Raw genomic sequence first — 17,783 nt, forward strand, 5'->3', positions numbered from 1 at the left:
ACACCATGTCGCGGTCATGGAATCGCCGTGACCACGCGAAAAGGTGTGCGAGATATCAGCACAAACCGCCAAGTAATTGATTTTTAACAATCTTTTATGCGGCGGTGCGACTTGTTATCACTTGTCGGCTCGGGTTACGCTCCGCAATCCCCCGCGTCATTTGAAACGCGCACACGAGATGAGGATCACCATGAAGCATGCCTGTGGGTTGACGATGTTGGCGAGCACGGCGTTGCTGCTGACTCTGGCCGCTAGCCCGGTGTTGGCGAGCGACACCGGCAAGGCCAAGCCGGAAGTGCTGTATCCCAACGCAACCCGCGTTGCGCCAAAACTCGATCTGACCAGCGAGAAGGATCAGAAGCAGCTTAGTGCTGGCCTGGATGCGGTCAGTGCCGGTGACAAGGACAAGGCCGTGCAGATCCTGCAACCGCTGGTCGATGGCAGCAAGAGCAAGTATGTCCAGGCGCTGGCCCTGCAGGGTCTGGCCACGATCAAGTACAACGATAACGACTACAAGGGTGCGATCGCGCTGCTGCAGCAATCGCTGGCGAATGGTGTGATGCCGAACGACACCTACTTCCAGCTCGAATACATGCTGGCGCAGTTCCAGCTGGCCGACGAGCAGTATCAGGCATCGCTGGATACCATCGCCAAGTGGCGCGCCGAGGGCAAGAAGGAAACCGCTACCTCCTACGCGACCGAAGGCAATGACGATTACCGCTTGGGCAAGTACCCCGAGGCGATTGCCGCGATCAAGAAGGCGCAGTCGCTGACCGACAAGCCGGAGGAAAGCTGGAACCAGATCCTGATGGCCAGCTATGCCGAATCCGGCCAGGGCGACCAGGCCGCGCAGATGGCTCAGAAAAATTATGAGGCCAACCCGAAGGATCCGCAGGCACTCAACAATGCTGTCGCGGTGCTGATGCAGGCGCAGAAGAATCCGGAAGCCATCCAGCTGATGGAAAAGGCGCGTGCCAACGGGACGCTCACATCCGAAAGCAACTACGTGAATCTGGCCAAGCTGTATCTGATCGCCGGTCAATCCAGTGACGATCCCAAGCCGGACGCGACCAAGGCTGCCCAGGTACTCGAAGAAGGCATGGGCAAGGGCGTGGTCACCTCCAGCGCGGACAACGAATTGCTGCTGGGCGAGACCTACGAGATGACGGACAACACCAGCAAGGCACTCGATGCCTACAACAAGGCCAACGCGGGCGCCACCGATGGCGAGGCCGCCATGCGCGCCAGTCACCTGCTGCTGACCGAAAGCAAGTTCAGCGAGGCCAGGAACATGGCTCAGCAGAGCATCAGCAAGGGTGTGAAGCACAAGGGCACGGCCTACATGATCCTCGCCGAGAGCGAGAGTGGCTTGAAGAACAAGCCCGCAGCGATTGCCGCGATGAAGTTGGCAGCGCAGCAGCCGGAGACCTCTGACAAGGCCAACGAGTGGCTGAAAAAGAACGGTGGCGGCAAATAAGGCCGGGTATTGAGCACTCGTGGAACGGATGGACGTCCATTCAATCGACCCACGGGTGCTATACAAAAGTCATGTGCTGTTGTACCGTTGAAAACCTTTCCCTGCGTCTCCCCAGCGGCGAGCTCCGTCCAGACATTCGGACGGTTTCGAGTTCAGCCCTGCGGCAACGTTCTCTTCCGATTGATCAGCTTCAGACAGTGACAGATGGCCTCAAGTAACGAAGAATCCGGGCGCGAGCCGTTTAGTTGGAAACGCACTTGGGCGTTGGCAGTTGCCATCGGGCTGCATGCGTTTGCGTTCCTGTTGCTCGTGGCGCCGATGGCTCCGCCGCATCAGGACCACAAAGAGAAAGAACACATCGTCCAGGTGAACTTTATCGAGCCGCCACCGCCGCCGCCGCCGCCACCGCCGCCGCCGCCGGAGCCGCCGAAGCAGCCACCGCCGAAGATCATCCAGCAGATCAAGCCGCCGCCGACGCCGCCGCCGCCGACCCCGCCACCACCGGTGGAAGAGGTTTCGCAGAATGCGGTTGCGGCAGCGCCACCGGCACCGCCAGCACCACCGGCGCCGCCGGCGGACATCACGGCGAGCCAGGATCTGAGCTACAACAGCCGCATGCAGCCGAAGTACCCGCCGCAGGCAGTACGTCAGCATCACGAAGGCACGGTTATCCTGATGATCCTGGTTGGTGTGGATGGAACCCCGAAGGACATCCGGGTCGACAAGTCCAGCGGCTTCCACGAGCTTGATCGTGCGGCCATGGATGCGGCAAGACAGTGGAAGTTCAACCCGACCATCAGAAATGGACAAAAGGTTGAGGGTTACGCTCGCGTTCCCGTCAACTTCAATCTCAACCAGCTGTAATCCGGATTCACTGGATTACAGTTACAGTTCACGCTTGACTTCCCTAGGGTAGCGTTATGTTCCTACAGACTCCTGCAACAACCGATGCCGCACAGGCCTTGGGTGGCAATACCAACGCTGAAGCCATGAAACAGATGGGCTTCTCCAACCTGATGCAGAACTTCGACTGGCTTGGCTGGGTCGTCTTCGTGACCCTGGTCGCGATGTCGTTCCTGTCTTGGTACTTCATCATCGCCAACGGCATCCGCAATGCCACGGTGAAGTCGCGTGCCGACAAGGTCATTGACGGCTTCTGGGGCAATGCCTCCACTCAGGACGCGATCCGCGAGCTGGAAGCACAGCCCAAGAGCGAGCCGTTCTCCAAGATCGCACTGGATGCTGCTTCGGCGGTTGCCCACCATCAGCAGAGCACCTCCGGTACCACCGGTCGTCTGGCTGAGTCGCTGAGCCGTTCGGAGTTCATCGACCGCGCCCTGCGCCAGGCCGTCGCTCGCGAGAGCCTGCGTCTGGAAGGCGGCATGACCCTGCTCGCCACGGTCGGTTCGGCTGCTCCGTTCGTCGGTCTGCTCGGTACCGTGTGGGGCATCTACCACGCGCTGATCGGCATCGCCGCCACCGGTAACGCCTCGATGAACGCGGTGGCCGGCCCGGTCGGTGAGGCGCTGATCATGACCGCGTTCGGTCTGTTCTCCGCGATCCCGGCGCTGTTCGCGTACAACTTCTTCAGCCGCTCGAACCGCCTGACCTACGCCCGCTTCGACGAATTTGCGCATGACCTGCACGACTTCTTCGCTACCGGCTCGCGTGTCGAAGGCTCCGCGCCGGCTCTGAAGTCCTAAGAGAGGTCTGACTCATGGCTATGAGCACCGGTGGCAATACCGGCGGACCGATGTCAGAAATCAATGTCACGCCGCTGGTCGACGTGATGTTGGTACTGCTGATCATCTTCATGATCACCGCACCGCTGATGTCGCACACCATCACCATCGATCTGCCCACCGCCAATCCGAAGACCAAGGATGAGGAACTACCGGTGCCGCCGCTGGATCTCGCGATCAAGCAGGATGGCAGCTTGTATTTCAATGACCATCAGGTCAACGAGTCCGAGTTGAAGGCACAGCTTGCGGTGAATGCGCAGAAGACCCCGCAACCGGAGTTGCAGATCCGTGCGGACAAGGCGACCGAGTTCAAGATCGTGAAGAAGGTCATTGGCGATGCCAAGGATTCGGGCATGGTGCATGTCGGCTTCATGACTACTGACGCGCCGAAGGGGTGACGAGAGATGGCTTTCACTACCAAAACCAGTGGACCGATGTCGGAGATCAACGTCACACCGCTGGTCGACGTGATGCTGGTGCTGCTGATCATTTTCATGATCACGGCGCCGGTGCTGGCGCACAAGATCAAGGTTGATCTACCGCAGCCGAACCCGAATGTCGTCAACCCGCCGAATCCGCTGGATCCCATCCATCTGAAGATCGATCAGGCTGGCGCGTTTTACTGGAACGACACACCGGTCGACGAACTGGGCCTGAAAGCCCAGCTCGCGGTGATTGCCCAGCAGAGCAACCAGCCGGAAATCCAGATTGCTGCCGACGACGGCGTCGCCTACCAGTACGTGGCACGTGTACTGGCTGACGCCAAGAGCTACAACCTGACCAAGATCGGTTTCACCGAAGCCGATTGATCGTGCAGGCGGCAACGCAGCTCATCTGACGAAATGCAAAACCCCCGCCTGGTGCGGGGGTTTTTGTTTGTGTGGATATTGCCGTGCAGATGCAGCGAATCCGTTCAGCGCAGGATCTGCAGGTAGTTGCGCACGGTGGTGGCGAGCCCCTCGTAGAGTGCTTCGCCGATCAGCGCGTGGCCGATCGAGACTTCCGCCAGTCCGGGAATCGCTGTCTTGAACGTGCCCAGATTCGCCTGGCTGAGATCGTGCCCCGCATTTACGGCGAGCCCGGCCTGCTGCGCGCGACGCGCAGTATCCGCGCATGCGGCCAGCATGGCGGCCGGCTGCCCATCCGCAAACGCCTGCGCATAGGGGCCGGTGTAGATCTCGATGCGTTGCACGCCGATGGCTGCCGCAAGGCCGAAGTCCTGCACGCCGGCGTCAACAAACAGGCTGACCCGACAGCCGAGCTCGTTCAATTCGGCGACCAGTGGCCGCAGGCGATCGGCATCGTGCGCGAGGTCGAAGCCGCGATCCGATGTGATCTGGCCGTCATCATCAGGCACCAGGGTGACTTGGGTAGGTCGTACTTCGCGCGCCAGCGCAACCAGACCAGGATATTCGCCGCGTGCGCCAGCGAACGGATTCCCCTCGATGTTGTATTCCACCCGGCCAGCCAGCATGGCAGCCAGTGCGCGCACGTCATCCGGTCGCACATGGCGCTGATCCGGTCGCGGGTGCACCGTGATACCACCGCAGCCGGTTTCGATGCAGGTTTGCGCAGCCCGACAGATATCAGGTTCATCACCGCCGCGCGAATTGCGCAGCACGGCGATCTTGTTGAGGTTGACGCTGAGCAGGGTCATTGCGAGTGAATGGTCTCGTGCAGTGAAGTCCGCGCGGCAAGGGCACCGTGAGTCAGATGACTGGCCGCGAGCGAACGCAGACAGTGCACCGATCAGTCAAGGCTGGCAAGCGTGCCCAGGCGGATCTGCCGTGTGCCGCCACGCCAGGCCAGTGCGGCTAGCAGCGTGGTCTCGATAGCCAGCCGCTGCAATTGCCAGGCGTGAATGTCGTCATCTTCGAGTTGCCGAAGGATTAGCTGATCGGCGGTGCTGGTGATGCTGAGTCGGTGCAGCCCGAATGCAATGCCACGCCCAAGGGCCTTGAGCACAGCTTCCTTCGCCGTCCAAAGTTCAAGAAAAGCGTCGCTGCGATCCGCTGCCGGCAACGTCGCCAAAGCGGCCGCCTCGTCGACGCTGAAATAGCGCTGGGCAATCTCCAGCGCCCGTGGTCGTTCGCGCCGACGCTCCACATCTATGCCGGGCACGACATGCCGACCAAGAGCAATCAGCGCGTGGTCACCGCTGTGCGACCAGTTGAAACCGAGCGGCTGGTCGTGGCTGCTGGCGAGTGCCGGCCGGCCATGCTCGCCATCGACCAGCGCGACCGTGTCGGCGTCGATGCCTAGATAGGCCGCCAGCACGCGGCGTAGTGGCGCCCGACCCTGCGTGGCCTGATACGGCAGATGCCAGACATGAATCTCGTCATCGCGCAGGCACTCGGCTAGGTTGGCAAGCGTCTGGGCGTGCTTTGCAATCATCCATGCATGGTGCCGTCGCCATGGCTCATGTACAAGCGCAGAAGGTGTGCGGCTTCGACCCAGAAGCCGTCCAGGGCGCTGACCGACTCGGCACACAGGTGCTCGTAATCGGCCTTGCGAAGGCGTTCTTGCAGCTGCACGGTCATGCGCCCGAAGATCCAGGGAATTGGACGTCCGTAACAGAGCACCCGAACCTTCCCTCTCCCTGCTTGCAGTAGGAGGCTATCGCGGTCCTAGCGCTTGTCGTGCCGTGCCACGCGGAACTGCTGCACGCGACGGTCGTCGGCCTCGGTGACGTGGAACAGGAAACCACCGATCGCCACTTCCTCGCCGACCTCGGGCAGGTGGCCGAACTCGGAAGTGACCATGCCGCCGACGGTGTCGTATTCCTCGTCGGAAAACTCGGTTCCGGCCTGTTCGTTGAAATCCTCGACCGGGGTCAGCGCGCTGACCAGCCAGTCGCCGCCGGGTTGTTCGTGCATCAGCTCGGGTTCGTCATCGTCATGCTCGTCGTCGATCTCGCCGACGATCTGTTCAAGTACGTCCTCGATGGTGATCAGGCCGGCGACGCCGCCGTATTCGTTCACCACCAGTGCCATGTGGTTGCGCGAGCGACGGAACTCGTCCAGCAGCACGTTCAGGCGCATCGATTCGGGAATCAGCACGGCCGGGCGCAGGATCGCGTGGATGTCGAAATGCTCGGCGGAGCCGAAGAACTTCAGCAGGTCCTTGGCCAGCAGGATGCCAAGGATCTCGTCCTTGTCCTCGCCATGCACCGGGAAACGCGAGTGGCCGGACTCGACCACGGTGGCGAGGATCTCGGTCAGCGGGGACTCGGCCGCGAGCATCACGATCTGGGCGCGCGGCACCATCACATCGTCCACGCTCAGCTCGTTGACCTTGAGCGCACCCTCGACCATGGTGAGGGTGTCGACGGACAGCAGTCCGTTGGTCTGGGCGGCACGCAACTCTTCAAGCAGTTCGTCGCGGTTGCGTGGTTCGCCGGAAAACATATGGCCCAGCCGGTCCCACCATGTGCGGTGTGCCGGGCCGTTGGTACTGCCAGGGTCGTCGTTCATTTATCGCAGGGATGCTGCCCGCAAGCGGGCGGTATCTTGAGTTTAGCGGAAAATCCGTGACAATTCAGAGCACAAGCCGCGCTCGCGCCCACGAAAACGGAGACCGGCCAAGGATTCAGGCGTACGGATCAGCGATGCCAAGACCGGCAAGAATACGGGTTTCCAGGGCTTCCATCGCGACGGCTTCACCCTCTTCGATATGATCGTAGCCAAGCAGGTGAAGCACGCCATGGATGGTCAGGTGCGCCCAGTGATCGCGCGCCAGCTTGCCCTGTTCGGCGGCTTCACGCAGTACAACCGGGGCGCAGATGGCCAGGTCGCCGATCAGCGGCAGTAGAACGCCGGGTGGTAGTTCGGCGGGGAATGACAGCACGTTGGTGGGGTAGTCCTTGCCGCGGTAATCGCGGTTGAGCGCGCGACCTTCGTCGGCATCGACGATGCGGATCGCCAGCTCGGCCGGCTTGCGCCGCTTGGCGCCGCGCAACGCCGCCTCGACCCAGCGGCGGAAGCTGGCCGGTGCGGGCAGTCCGGCACGCGGTACCGCATAGCCAACCGCGAGCGCAACCTCGGCAGGCTGCCCGCTCATTTGCTGTCCTCTTCCTTCTGCTCGAACGTCTCGTAGGCGCGCACGATCTTCGCCACCAGCGGATGGCGCACCACGTCGCGCGAAGTGAAGAAGGTGAAGCTGATGCCGCCGACGCCACGCAGCACTTCCACCGCCTGGCGCAAGCCCGAGCGGGTGCTGCGCGGCAGGTCGACCTGGGTGACGTCGCCGGTGATCACCGCCACCGTGCCAAAACCGATGCGGGTGAGGAACATCTTCATCTGCTCGACCGTGGTGTTCTGCGCCTCATCGAGGATCACGTAGGAGTCGTTCAGCGTGCGCCCGCGCATATAGGCGAGCGGCGCGATCTCGATCACGTTGCGCTCGATCAGTTTGGCCACTTTCTCGAAGCCGAGCATTTCGTACAGCGCGTCGTATAGCGGGCGCAGGTAAGGATCGACCTTCTGCGACAAGTCGCCGGGCAGGAAGCCGAGCTTCTCGCCGGCCTCCACCGCGGGGCGCACCAGCAGCAGGCGTTGCACGCGGTTCGCCTCCAGCGCCTCGACCGCGCAGGCCACCGCAAGGTAGGTCTTGCCGGTACCGGCCGGCCCCACACCGAAGTTGATGTCGTGATTGGCGATGGCGTGCAGGTAGCGCGCCTGGTTCGCACCGCGACCCTTGATCACGCCGCGCTTGACCTTGATCGTCACTTCCTGCGCGCCGTCGACCGCTTCGGCGGTGATCGCATCGATACCGGATTCGGCCAGATGCAGGTTGATCCTGACACCGGTCAGTGCCTCGTCTTCGGTCACGGCATACAGCGCAGCAAGCACTTTCTGAGCAGCCCTGGCGGAAACCTCCTCGCCAATCACCTGAAAGATGCTGCCACGGTGGTTGATCTCCACGCCGAGGCGCAGTTCGATCTGGCGCAGATGCTCGTCGAACGGCCCGCACAGGTTGGCGAGGCGGGCATTGTCTTCGGGCTCGAGGGTGAAATCGCGCTGGTTGAGTTCGCTCATAGGCGTGCGAGAGTAGCGCGCCGTTTGTGCGAGGGCCACCGCGGCATGGCCGGCGGTGGCCTGGTTCGGACAGGAACGTTCAGGTGCGCCTGATCAGGCCGATTATCACCAGCAGGACAATCGCACCGATCATCGCGTAGACGATGCTGGTGACCAGCGGGCTGACCAGCATGAAACTGACCCCAAGCCTGGGCAGCAGCCAGCCGGCGAGGAACGCGCCAATGATGCCGACCACGATATTGCCGAGCAGGCCGAAGCCGAAGCCGCGCACGATCAGACCAGCAAGCCAGCCCGCAATCGCGCCGATGAGAAGAAAGACGACCAAAGCAGGTAGATGCATCATGAGCTCCCAAATTTAACCAATGCGATGTCCCGCAAGAATCCGTGTTCCGATGTGCAGTGATCGTGATCGAACGGTGAGCGACTCCATGCACGGCGGCGCAGCGGGTATGAATACTGAGTGTGCTCAGGGTGCTGAGCGGTCGCGATCGTGCGTAAGTGGATCCTTGCCTTCGCGCAGCTGCCTCAGGTCGTACTCGGACAGACTGTCGCCGCGCGAGTTGCCAGCAATGCGTGCCTGCGCGAATGCCAGCGTGGTGACGATGATGCCGATGAAGCCCGCCAGCAGCCAGAAGCCCCAGGCACCGGCGCTGTGACGGGTGAAACACAGCACGAAGGCGAACAGGGTGAGGACGAGTAACAGCCAGCGCATGATGGACCCCTGACACATGGAACACGCCGCCTGACGCGGCCGGACGGGCGCATCATAACGCCGTCGAAGTGCGCCTGGCAGAGGCTGTATCACGGGTTTGAAAGATGTCGCGGCGGCTGAGACATCGGCGCGGCAAACTGTGCCGATGGATGATTCGCTGCCACCGCCAACCCCGCACGGTCAGGCTCAAACGAGCCGGATGATCAAGGGCCGCGGTGCCGCCTCCAATCCCGAGGGTCGCTTCGAGAACATCCGCCATCAGGCCGAGGACGATGGCTGGCAAAGTGCCTTGCTGGACGAAGACGCGCCGCGCCCGCGCACCGAGGTCACCGAAGAACGCGCGCGCAGTGTGATCAGCCGCAACGACTCGCCGGACATCGCCTTCAGCCAGGCAATCAACCCGTACCGCGGTTGTGAGCATGGGTGCATTTATTGCTTTGCGCGGCCATCGCACAGCTATCTCAACCTGTCGCCCGGCCTCGACTTCGAAACCAAGCTGCGCGCCAAAGGCAATTTCGCCGAGGTGCTGCGCGCGGAACTGGCCAAGCCCGGTTACGTGATCAGCCCGATCAATATCGGCAGCAACACCGACCCCTACCAGCCGATCGAGAAGCGGTGGCGCTTGACCCGCGCCGCACTGGAGCTGCTCGCCGAATGCCATCACCCGTGCACCATTGTCACCAAGAATGCGCTGGTCGAACGTGACCTCGACATCCTGGTGCCAATGGCGCGTGAACGGCTGGTGCAGGTATTCGTCTCGGTCAATTCGCTGGACAACCACCTGGCCGCCAAACTCGAACCACGTGCCAGCGCGCCGCATCGGCGTATCAAGTCAATTCGCACTCTGGCCGACGCTGGCGTGCCGGTCGGCGTGCTGGTGGCACCGATCATTCCGGCACTCAACGACAAGTACATGGAAGTAGTCATGGAGCAGGCCGCCGCCGCCGGCGCACGCTGCGCCGGTTACACCACGCTGCGCCTACCCTACGAGTTGAAGCAGCTGTTCCGCGAATGGCTGGCGCTGCACGCACCGCAGCGTGCCGAACACGTGATGAGTCTGGTGCAGCAGATGAACGGTGGTCGCGACTACGACAGCAACTTCGCCACCCGCATGCGTGGCCAGGGTGTATTTGCCGACCTGCTGCGCCGCCGTTTCGAGATCGCTTGCCGCAAACACGGCTTTGGTCGCGCCCGCGAACTCGCGCTCGACACTTCGCACTTCGTACCGCCGCGCAAGCCGTCGCCGCAGGGTGAGTTGTTCTGAGCTGATCCCGCCGCACGCAACTTCACGCGCTGCTGATGGCTACACGGGTCAAATCGATCGCTGCGAATCGACATTCCGGTATCTGCTCCGCCTCGCGGTGACATGGGCCGGAAAACATGGAGCCAACGATGTCCTCATTTGCGCTTTATCTTATCGGCATGATTATCGTGATCGGTGGTCTGGCCTATGCCGCCTTCCTGCTGCACGCACCTACGCAATGGATCATCGTCGGCACGGTGGTGGTGCTGGGCAGCGGCATAGTCGGAGCAGTCACGCACACGCGCCGGCGCGATCCGCCCGAATCATGAGCAGTGGTTCCTTCCGGCCGAGACCGGAAGGAACCACTGCTCATGCGGTCAGCCGCCTGCTGGCAGATATTTCGCGAACCAGCCCAGCGCCCGTTGCAGCACATCGCGCTGATGTACAGGGTCGATGAAATGGTGCCCCTCATTCGGATACACCACCAGTGACGTGGGCACGCCCTGCGCGCGCAGCGCATGCCAGTACTCGAACGATTGCGGTGCCGGGCATTCGGCGTCGCGGTCGCCGACCACGATCAGGGTGGGCGTCTTTGCCTGCTTGATGAAGTTGATCGCCGAGCTCTTCGCGTACACCGCCGGGTCGTCGTAGACGCTGGCGCCGAAGAACGGCGGCATCCACTGGTCGATCAGGTTCTCGCCGTAATAGCTCTGCCAGTTCGAGATGCCGGCGCCGGCCACCACGGCGCGAAAGCGCTGGGTCTGGGTCGGTGCGAACATGCTCATGAAGCCACCGTAGCTCCAGCCGGTGAGACCAAGGCGCTTGTCATCGACCGGAAATTTCTTCTCCACCGCGTCGATGCCGGCGAGGGTGTCGCGTAGATCGCCGTAACCGAAGTCCTTGCGGTTCGCCTGCACGAACTTCTCACCCTGGCCATAGCTTCCCCGCGGGTTCGTCATCAGCACGAAATAGCCCAGCGCCGACAATGGCGCGCCGCCGTAGCCAACGCTGGGCCAGCTCGGGATCACCGCGCTGGACGGGCCGCCATGCACCACCACGATCATCGGATAGGTTTTCTTCGGGTCATAGTCGGCCGGGTACAGCAGCCAGCCCTGAACGTGGAAACCGTCGTTGTTCCATTCCACCGATTCGGCCTTGCCCCAGCTCGGTTTCAGTGCAGCATTGATGGCGGTGACCGCGGGTGGCGGCGTACTGGTGAGTGCGCCGGCATGTACTTCGGGCGCGGCGGCATACGAACTCTGGATAAAGGCGATCTGCTGCTGGTTGTGCGACAGCGATACTGCCAAGGCGGCCGTGCCATCGCCAACGCTGGCCGGCAGGGTGAACCACACTTTTTGCTGGGTTGCCCGGTCGCCGTGCACGGCATAGTCGGCCAGCTGGGTCTGGCCATTGCTGATCTGGTTCACCAGCAAGGATTGCGGGTTATTCCAGCTGATCCACGACGGTGTGACGTGGATGCCGGGCGTGAGGTTGGCCAGCGTGCCGCCCGCACTCTGGACCGCGTAGATGTCGCCGCCGGTGGCGCCCTGGTCGCTCATCAGGCCGCCGATGAAGGCGATCCGTGAGCCGTCCGGCGACCAGCGCGGCAGTGCGATCTGCAGGCCGCGCAACGACCCGCTGTCGGCATTCGCCGGGTCGACCAGAACGGTCGCTGCTGCATCAGGTTTCGCCGGCTGTACGTAGAGCTTGGCGATCCACCAGTTGTTGTCGCCTGGTGGCAGCGCAGCGGTATAGGCGATCCGCGATCCGTCCGGGGACCAGTTGAATTCGTAGGCGTACATGCCGGCCGGGGTGAGTTCGCGCAGCGTGCCGCTGGCGACATCGAGGCTGGCCACGTGTTGTATTTCCACCCCGGTCACACCCACTTCACCGGCCGCCGGCTTCGCCGCCGCCAGCGCGCTGGCGTGGCGGGTGGCGCCGGGCACATACAGGAAGCCGAGCGACTTGCCGTCGGCCGTCCACTGCAGCGCACGCGCGTAGCCTTTCAATTGGGCCAGCCGCGCGGGTGCGGCGTTTCCGGTGGTGTCGGCCAGATAGATGTCGTTCTGCATCACCTTGGTGCTGGTCAGGTCGATGCTGCAGTTGGACACGAACGCCAGGTGGCGCGAATCGGGCGCCCACGCAATGCCGGATTCGGCGCAGCTGCCGGGCTTGGCCGCGGCACTCACCGGGTGCGCGTGACTGCCATCGGCCGCCGCCACGGTAATCGTCGACATGCCCTGATTCTCGATCACCCAGGCCAGTTGCTTGCCGTCGGGTGAGATGGCCACGGCTTCGATCGGCTGGGCCTTGGCCAGCTGCGACAACACCTGCTCAATGCGTGGATCGACACCGGCCGGTTCGGAGTACACCGCAGGCGCCAGCGCCATGGCCATCGACAGCATCAGGACGGGCAGGTGCGGACGTTTCAGCATGGTGGGCTCCGGCATGGGTAAACCACCACGCTACAACCGGGCACCCCGTGCGCCAAGTGCAGGAGGGCATGGCCTGGCGAATGCGGCGGCGGGTCAGTGCGCGGGTGTCGACGCGGCGGCGGCCTGACGTGCCGCAGTCATCGCGGCGAGCTTGGCACGGATGCCCGGGATCGCCGCCAGCGCTGCCCGCTCACCTTCGAGGATGGCCTGGTTCTTCTGCTCGAAATCGGTCGGGCCGATGCCGCTGATGTTGGGCCGGATCACCACGTCGGCGCGCGCCATTTCCTGGGCGCCCAGTTGCTGGCCCATGATCGCGATGGTCTGGCCGACGATGTTCACCATGCCCTGTGGATTGCTGCCGCTGGGCTTGGTCGAGATATCCACCGCGATCACGAAATCGGCGCCGAGCTGGCGCGCCGCGTCCACCGGCACCGGACTGACCACGCCGCCATCGACATAGTGCTTGCCGCGAATTTCGACCGGTTCGAACACGCCGGGAATGCTGGAGGATGCGCGCACCGCCTGGCCGGTATTGCCGCTCACGAACACCGTGCGCTGGCCGGTTTCCAGCTCGGTGGCGACAGCCGCGAACGGGATTTTCAATCGCTCGATAGGGCGCTGCCCAACCAGCTGGTTGACGTAATCCTGCAGCGCCTGCCCCTGCACCAGACCACCGGAGAACAGCCGCACGTCGCGGATCTTCGTCTCATCCAGACCGAACGCGGTCTGCTGCAACTGGAACGCATCCATGCCGCTGGCATACAGCGCACCGACCACGCTGCCGGCGCTGGTGCCGGCGACCACATCCGGATGGATGCCGCTGGCTTCCAGCATCTTGATCACGCCGATATGCGCGAAACCTTTCGCGGCGCCACCGCCGAGTGCGAGGCCGATCTTCAGCTCCACCGGTGCAGGCGGCGGCACGATGACTGGCGGTGCTGGCGTGGGCTTGCTGCCACCGAAGCATGCGCTCAGCGCGAGCGTGGCGAGCAGAGGCAGCAGATAGCGGCGGGAGGACATCGGTCGCATCGCGTGGGAGAGGGTGGGGGTGTGAGTCTATGGCTGAATCATGGCGTGACCGGGGCACGGAACGGGCCATGTGCTTGCACCCTCTCGATGGGAAGAGGGTGCTGCTGTATCAGCTCTGCGCGCCGTCCGCTTCCTGGTGGTAATGCGTGGCCACCTCGACTTCCTTCTTCGAGCCGAGGAAGACCGGCACGCGCTGGTGCAGTCCGGTTGGCTGTAGTTCCATGATGCGTTCGCGTCCGGTGGTTGCCGCGCCGCCGGCCTGCTCGATGATGAAGGCCATCGGGTTGGCCTCGTACATCAGGCGTAGTTTGCCGCCCTGCTTGAGGATCTTCGCGTCCAGCGGGTAATAGAACACACCGCCGCGAGTCACGATGCGGTGCACGTCGGCCACCATCGAGGCGACCCAGCGCATGTTGAAGTCCTTGCCGCGCGGACCTTCCTTGCCGGCCAGCAGCTCGCCGATGTAGCGCTGCATCGGCGCCTGCCAGTGGCGCTGGTTCGACATGTTGATGGCGAACTCGGTGGCTTCTTCCGGGATCCGGATGCCGCGCCGGCTCAGCATGAAACTGCCGACCTCGCGCTCCAGGGTGAACTCGTGGGTGCCGTGGCCGAAGGTGAGCACCAGCACCGTGGCCGGCCCGTACACCACGTAACCGGCGGCGAGTTGGGTGGTGCCCGGCTGCATGAAGTGCTCGGCCCGCGGTTCGGTCACGTCGTCCGGACAGCGCAATACCGAGAAGATCGTGCCGACCGAAATGTTCACGTCGATGTTCGAGCTGCCGTCCAGCGGATCGAACAACAGCAGGTGGTTGCCCTTCGGATAACCGTCCGGAATCTGCTGCGGATCTTCCATCTCCTCGGAAGCGCAGGCGGCGAGGTGGCCGCCCCAGGCATTTGCCTCCAGCAGGATCTCGTTGGAGATCACGTCCAGCTTCTTCTGCGCCTCGCCCTGGATGTTCATGCTCAGCGCATCGTCGCTGCCCGCCATGCCCAGCACGCCACCGAGTGCGCCCTTGTTGGTGGCGACCGCGATGCGTTTGCAGGCGCGCGCGACCACTTCGATCAGCAGTGAAAGTTCGGCATTGATGTGGCCAGCGCGGCGTTCCTCGATCAGGAACTGGATCAGCGAAATGGGCTTCATGTCGGGTCCGGGCAAAAGGAAGGCATATTGTCCCGGCTCCGGCTGAACGGCGCCAGCGGTAGTGATAGCCGTCATTCCGGCGAAGGCCGGAATCCAGTCTCTACGGCTTGAAGGTATGCGTTGGATGACCAGCTTCGCTGTTGAGAAGAGCGATTCCGGCCTTCGCCGGAATGACGAGCAAGGTGGCCGCTACTGACAGCACGTTGGCAGCAGGGGCTAGCCATGCTGTACCTCCACAGCGGAGGGATACGACATGCGCGATACGGTTTATTTCCTGGTGTTTGACGGTTTTGCCGACTGGCAGGCCGCGCTGGCGTTGTGCGAGATCCGACGCCCTGGTGACTGGCAGGTGCGGACGGTGGGCTTTACGCGGGCGCCAGTGGCATCGATGGGTGGCCTCACCGTGCAGCCCGAGCTATCACTGGCGCAGCTCGACTTCCAGTGCGCGGCGCTGCTGATCGTGCCTGGTGGTCATCTGTGGCAACGCGGCGAAGGGGAGCCGGCGGTGGCCGCGATCCGTCAGCTGCATGCGGCCGGTGCGCCGGTGGCGGCCATTGATAGTGGCGTGTTGGCGCTGGCCCGTGCCGGTTTGCTCGACGAATGCCGGCATACCGGCAACTGGCCCGGCCAGATCGCCAGTCAGGTGCCCGGCTATGCCGGCGACGAGCAGTACGACGCCAGCGTGTTGGCCGTGAGCGACGGCGGCACGATTACCGCTAGTCACCTCGGCAGCGTGGAGTTTGCCCGCGAGGTGATCCACACGCTGGATCTGTACAGCCCCAGTGACCGCGAGCACTGGTATCGGTTGTTCAAGCATGCCCAGCTACCGCCGTGGTGCGTGGGCGAAAGCCTGGCCGCGGCGTGAGGACAGCCACATGAACCCGATCCTGCAACACATCATGAGGGCCTACCAGCCGCTTCGTCAGCGCGGTCTGCTGATGGATGGACAATACCGCTGGCCGGGCGCAGACGTTTCGAATGATAGTCAGGAGTCGGTGCCTGCCGCCCGACCCCGCCGGCGCATGTTGCTGGCCGCGTTGACGGGCCTGTATCACGGCAACTTCTTCAAGCGGAGCAAGTCATGAACAAGACCTATCACGGCAGTTGCCATTGCGGTGCAGTGCGATTCGCCGCCGAGATCGATCTCACCGCCGGCACCGGCCACTGCAATTGCTCGATCTGCACCAAGACGCGGTCGTGGGGTGTGATCGTGAAACCGGACGCGTTTCGCTTGTTGTCAGGAGAGGATGCGCTGTCCGATTACCAGTTTGGCTCGAACAGCATGCATCACCTGTTCTGCCGGCACTGCGGCGTGCGACCGTTTGGCCGCGGCCATCTGGACGTGCTCGGTGGCGACTTCTACAGCGTGAATCTCGCCTGCCTTGATGACGTCGAGCCGCGGGAGCTGATCGATGCACCACGGCATTACGCCGATGGTCGCAACAACAACTGGCAGTCGGCGCCAGCGGAAACGCGACATCTTTGATCGTCGCATCACTGCCTAACCATCGCGAGGAATCGTCATGAACCCGCAAGTCACATTCTTTCATGCCCCGAACAGTCGTTCGGGCGGTACCCGCGCGCTGCTGGAGGAACTCGGCGTGCCGTTCGACCTGCACGTGCTGAGCTTCAAGAAGGGCGAGCAGCGCCAGCCGGAGTATCTGGCGATCAATCCGATGGGCAAGGTACCGGCGATCCGCCACGGCAATGCGCTGATCACCGAGCAACCGGCGGTCTTCATGTATCTGGCCGACCTCTACCCCGAGGCGAAGCTGGCACCGCCGATCGGTGATCCCTTGCGCGGCCCGTACCTGCGCTGGCTGGTGTTCTACGGCTCGTGCTTCGAGCCGGCGCTGATCGACAGGTCGATGAAGCGTGATCCGGCGGCCCCGTCGACCTGTCCGTACGGCGACTTCGACACCATGCTGAAGACACTCACCGACCAGCTGGAGCAGGGGCCGTACCTGCTCGGCGATACCTTCAGCGCGGCCGATGTGCTGTGGGGCACCGCGCTGAACTGGACCACGATGTTCAAGCTGGTGCCGGAACTGCCGGTGATCCGCGCCTATATCGATCGTGTGCTCGCGCGGCCGGCGATGCAGCGCGCCGCGGCTGCCGATGCCGAGCTGGCGGCTGCGCAGGCGGCATGATCCAGTGATGGGCCTGGTGCCATGAATCGCGACAGGCGTGACGTTCGGCGCTGTTCGTCATCACCCGGCTCGGCGATGATGTGCCGATGCGTCGTGCCGATCGCCTGTTCCTCATCATCAACGCCCTGCGCGGACGGCGCACGGCCTTGCAGGCGCGCCAGCTTGCCGAGACGCTGGGCGTTTCCCTGCGCACGATCTATCGTGACGTGGCCGACCTGCAGCTTTCCGGCGTGCCGATCGAGGGCGAGGCGGGTGTCGGCTATGTGCTGCGCAAGGGTTCGGACATCCCGCCGCTGATGTTCACCGCCGACGAGCTCGAATCGCTGGTGGTTGGCACGCGCTTCGTGCGCGCGTTCGCCGGCGCCAAGCTGGCCGAGGGCGCGCAGACCGCGTTGATGAAGATCGAGGCGGTGCTGCCGCCGGAACTGCGCGAGCGCTCGGCACGCACGCGCATCTATGCACCGATCTGGCGCGACGAACACAAGCTGGCGTTCGCCGCGCGAATCGACCGGCTGCATGCGGCGATCGAGGCGCGCCAGGTCTTGCAGTTGGCCTATCGCGACGAAGCGGGCAGCGTCAGTGCGCGCGAGGTCGAGCCGTTATGCCTGGCATTCTGGGGTGGCAAGTGGACGCTCGGCACATGGTGCCGGTTGCGCGAAGGTTTCCGCAACTTCCGCCCTGACCGCATCGATGAACTCGCCGAGACTGGTGAGGTATTCGACGAATTGGACGGCCGCAACCTGGATGCCTATCTGCTGGCGATGCGCGGCTACTACGCGGGCATGGAATAGCCGGAGCGCAAAAAATTACGCGTGGCA

Annotated in this window: 23 protein-coding genes; 12 read left to right on the forward strand and 11 right to left on the reverse strand. The window is 63.3% G+C overall.

All coding sequences use genetic code 11. The features are described from left to right. Window positions 1-190 precede the first annotated feature (190 nt). From GSQ75_RS10560 to GSQ75_RS10580, 5 genes are all read left to right on the forward strand, one after another. Complete coding sequence (locus GSQ75_RS10560; protein ID WP_254058529.1) at window positions 191-1,477, forward strand: tetratricopeptide repeat protein; 1,287 nt, start codon at window positions 191-193, stop codon at window positions 1,475-1,477. A 204-nt stretch (window positions 1,478-1,681) separates the two neighbouring features. After that, a complete protein-coding gene (locus GSQ75_RS10565) occupies window positions 1,682-2,341 on the forward strand; it encodes an energy transducer TonB (protein ID WP_158754767.1) in 660 nt (219 codons plus the stop codon). Window positions 2,342-2,397: 56 nt separating this feature from the next. Next, window positions 2,398-3,180: a MotA/TolQ/ExbB proton channel family protein gene (locus tag GSQ75_RS10570; protein ID WP_174236720.1), complete on the forward strand. Its 783-nt coding sequence runs from the start codon at window positions 2,398-2,400 to the stop codon at window positions 3,178-3,180. Window positions 3,181-3,194: 14 nt separating this feature from the next. Further along, window positions 3,195-3,617 (forward strand): biopolymer transporter ExbD, encoded by a 423-nt coding sequence (locus GSQ75_RS10575; RefSeq protein ID WP_158754769.1) that lies wholly within the window; start codon window positions 3,195-3,197, stop codon window positions 3,615-3,617. A gap of 6 nt (window positions 3,618-3,623) precedes the next feature. Then, window positions 3,624-4,028, forward strand: a complete 405-nt coding sequence (locus GSQ75_RS10580) for a biopolymer transporter ExbD (protein WP_158754771.1) — start codon at window positions 3,624-3,626, stop codon at window positions 4,026-4,028. Window positions 4,029-4,132: 104 nt separating this feature from the next. Here GSQ75_RS10580 and GSQ75_RS10585 read toward each other — a convergent pair whose 3' ends face one another. The 8 genes from GSQ75_RS10585 to GSQ75_RS10620 all read right to left on the reverse strand — a co-directional run bounded on the left by GSQ75_RS10585 (window position 4,133) and on the right by GSQ75_RS10620 (window position 8,967). Further along, window positions 4,133-4,876: a pyridoxine 5'-phosphate synthase gene (locus GSQ75_RS10585; RefSeq protein WP_158754773.1), complete on the reverse strand. Its 744-nt coding sequence runs from the start codon at window positions 4,874-4,876 to the stop codon at window positions 4,133-4,135. A 92-nt stretch (window positions 4,877-4,968) separates the two neighbouring features. Then, complete coding sequence (locus tag GSQ75_RS10590) at window positions 4,969-5,613, reverse strand: 4'-phosphopantetheinyl transferase superfamily protein (protein WP_158754775.1); 645 nt, start codon at window positions 5,611-5,613, stop codon at window positions 4,969-4,971. Next, complete coding sequence (locus GSQ75_RS10595; RefSeq protein WP_158754777.1) at window positions 5,610-5,759, reverse strand: hypothetical protein; 150 nt, start codon at window positions 5,757-5,759, stop codon at window positions 5,610-5,612. Before GSQ75_RS10595 ends, GSQ75_RS10590 begins: the two co-directional genes overlap by 4 nt. Window positions 5,760-5,846: 87 nt before the next feature. Then, window positions 5,847-6,692 carry a transporter associated domain-containing protein gene (locus GSQ75_RS10600; protein ID WP_158754778.1) on the reverse strand — a complete coding sequence of 282 codons (846 nt, stop codon included), beginning with the start codon at window positions 6,690-6,692 and terminating at the stop codon, window positions 5,847-5,849. Between the two features lie 115 nt (window positions 6,693-6,807). Continuing rightward, window positions 6,808-7,278: an rRNA maturation RNase YbeY gene (gene ybeY, locus GSQ75_RS10605; RefSeq protein WP_158754780.1), complete on the reverse strand. Its 471-nt coding sequence runs from the start codon at window positions 7,276-7,278 to the stop codon at window positions 6,808-6,810. Beyond that, window positions 7,275-8,255: a PhoH family protein gene (locus GSQ75_RS10610; protein ID WP_158754782.1), complete on the reverse strand. Its 981-nt coding sequence runs from the start codon at window positions 8,253-8,255 to the stop codon at window positions 7,275-7,277. Before GSQ75_RS10610 ends, ybeY begins: the two co-directional genes overlap by 4 nt. Window positions 8,256-8,334: 79 nt before the next feature. Then, on the reverse strand, window positions 8,335-8,595 hold the full coding sequence (locus tag GSQ75_RS10615) for a GlsB/YeaQ/YmgE family stress response membrane protein (protein WP_158754784.1): 261 nt from the start codon (window positions 8,593-8,595) through the stop codon (window positions 8,335-8,337). Window positions 8,596-8,721: 126 nt separating this feature from the next. Further along, window positions 8,722-8,967: a hypothetical protein gene (locus GSQ75_RS10620; protein ID WP_158754786.1), complete on the reverse strand. Its 246-nt coding sequence runs from the start codon at window positions 8,965-8,967 to the stop codon at window positions 8,722-8,724. 199 nt (window positions 8,968-9,166) lie between these two features. Between GSQ75_RS10620 and GSQ75_RS10625 the strand changes: the two genes are divergently transcribed. After that, complete coding sequence (locus tag GSQ75_RS10625) at window positions 9,167-10,231, forward strand: PA0069 family radical SAM protein (RefSeq protein WP_254058530.1); 1,065 nt, start codon at window positions 9,167-9,169, stop codon at window positions 10,229-10,231. 128 nt (window positions 10,232-10,359) lie between these two features. After that, on the forward strand, window positions 10,360-10,539 hold the full coding sequence (locus GSQ75_RS10630) for a hypothetical protein (RefSeq protein ID WP_158754789.1): 180 nt from the start codon (window positions 10,360-10,362) through the stop codon (window positions 10,537-10,539). 48 nt (window positions 10,540-10,587) lie between these two features. Here the strand turns inward: GSQ75_RS10630 and GSQ75_RS10635 are convergent, their stop codons facing one another. From GSQ75_RS10635 to GSQ75_RS10645, 3 genes are all read right to left on the reverse strand, one after another. After that, complete coding sequence (locus GSQ75_RS10635; RefSeq protein ID WP_158754791.1) at window positions 10,588-12,645, reverse strand: S9 family peptidase; 2,058 nt, start codon at window positions 12,643-12,645, stop codon at window positions 10,588-10,590. 93 nt (window positions 12,646-12,738) lie between these two features. Continuing rightward, window positions 12,739-13,665 (reverse strand): patatin-like phospholipase family protein, encoded by a 927-nt coding sequence (locus GSQ75_RS10640; RefSeq protein WP_158754793.1) that lies wholly within the window; start codon window positions 13,663-13,665, stop codon window positions 12,739-12,741. 118 nt (window positions 13,666-13,783) lie between these two features. After that, on the reverse strand, window positions 13,784-14,815 hold the full coding sequence (locus GSQ75_RS10645) for a class 1 fructose-bisphosphatase (protein WP_158754795.1): 1,032 nt from the start codon (window positions 14,813-14,815) through the stop codon (window positions 13,784-13,786). Window positions 14,816-15,068: 253 nt separating this feature from the next. On the opposite strand from GSQ75_RS10645, the gene GSQ75_RS10650 reads away from it, so the two are divergent. The 5 genes from GSQ75_RS10650 (at window position 15,069) to GSQ75_RS10670 (ending at window position 17,756) form a co-directional block, all read left to right on the forward strand. Beyond that, window positions 15,069-15,680, forward strand: coding sequence for a DJ-1/PfpI family protein (locus GSQ75_RS10650; protein WP_158754796.1), 612 nt, complete (start codon window positions 15,069-15,071; stop codon window positions 15,678-15,680). A 10-nt stretch (window positions 15,681-15,690) separates the two neighbouring features. Then, complete coding sequence (locus GSQ75_RS10655; RefSeq protein WP_158754798.1) at window positions 15,691-15,900, forward strand: hypothetical protein; 210 nt, start codon at window positions 15,691-15,693, stop codon at window positions 15,898-15,900. After that, window positions 15,897-16,301, forward strand: a complete 405-nt coding sequence (locus GSQ75_RS10660) for a GFA family protein (RefSeq protein ID WP_158754800.1) — start codon at window positions 15,897-15,899, stop codon at window positions 16,299-16,301. The genes GSQ75_RS10655 and GSQ75_RS10660 overlap by 4 nt, the downstream gene beginning before the upstream one ends. Before the next feature lie 37 nt (window positions 16,302-16,338). After that, window positions 16,339-16,965, forward strand: coding sequence for a glutathione S-transferase family protein (locus GSQ75_RS10665; RefSeq protein WP_174236721.1), 627 nt, complete (start codon window positions 16,339-16,341; stop codon window positions 16,963-16,965). 86 nt (window positions 16,966-17,051) lie between these two features. After that, on the forward strand, window positions 17,052-17,756 hold the full coding sequence (locus GSQ75_RS10670; protein ID WP_158754802.1) for a YafY family protein: 705 nt from the start codon (window positions 17,052-17,054) through the stop codon (window positions 17,754-17,756). The last annotated feature ends 27 nt before the right edge of the window (window positions 17,757-17,783 follow it).

It is taken from the genome of Dyella sp. S184, from assembly GCF_009766065.1.
GTDB lineage: Bacteria > Pseudomonadota > Gammaproteobacteria > Xanthomonadales > Rhodanobacteraceae > Rhodanobacter.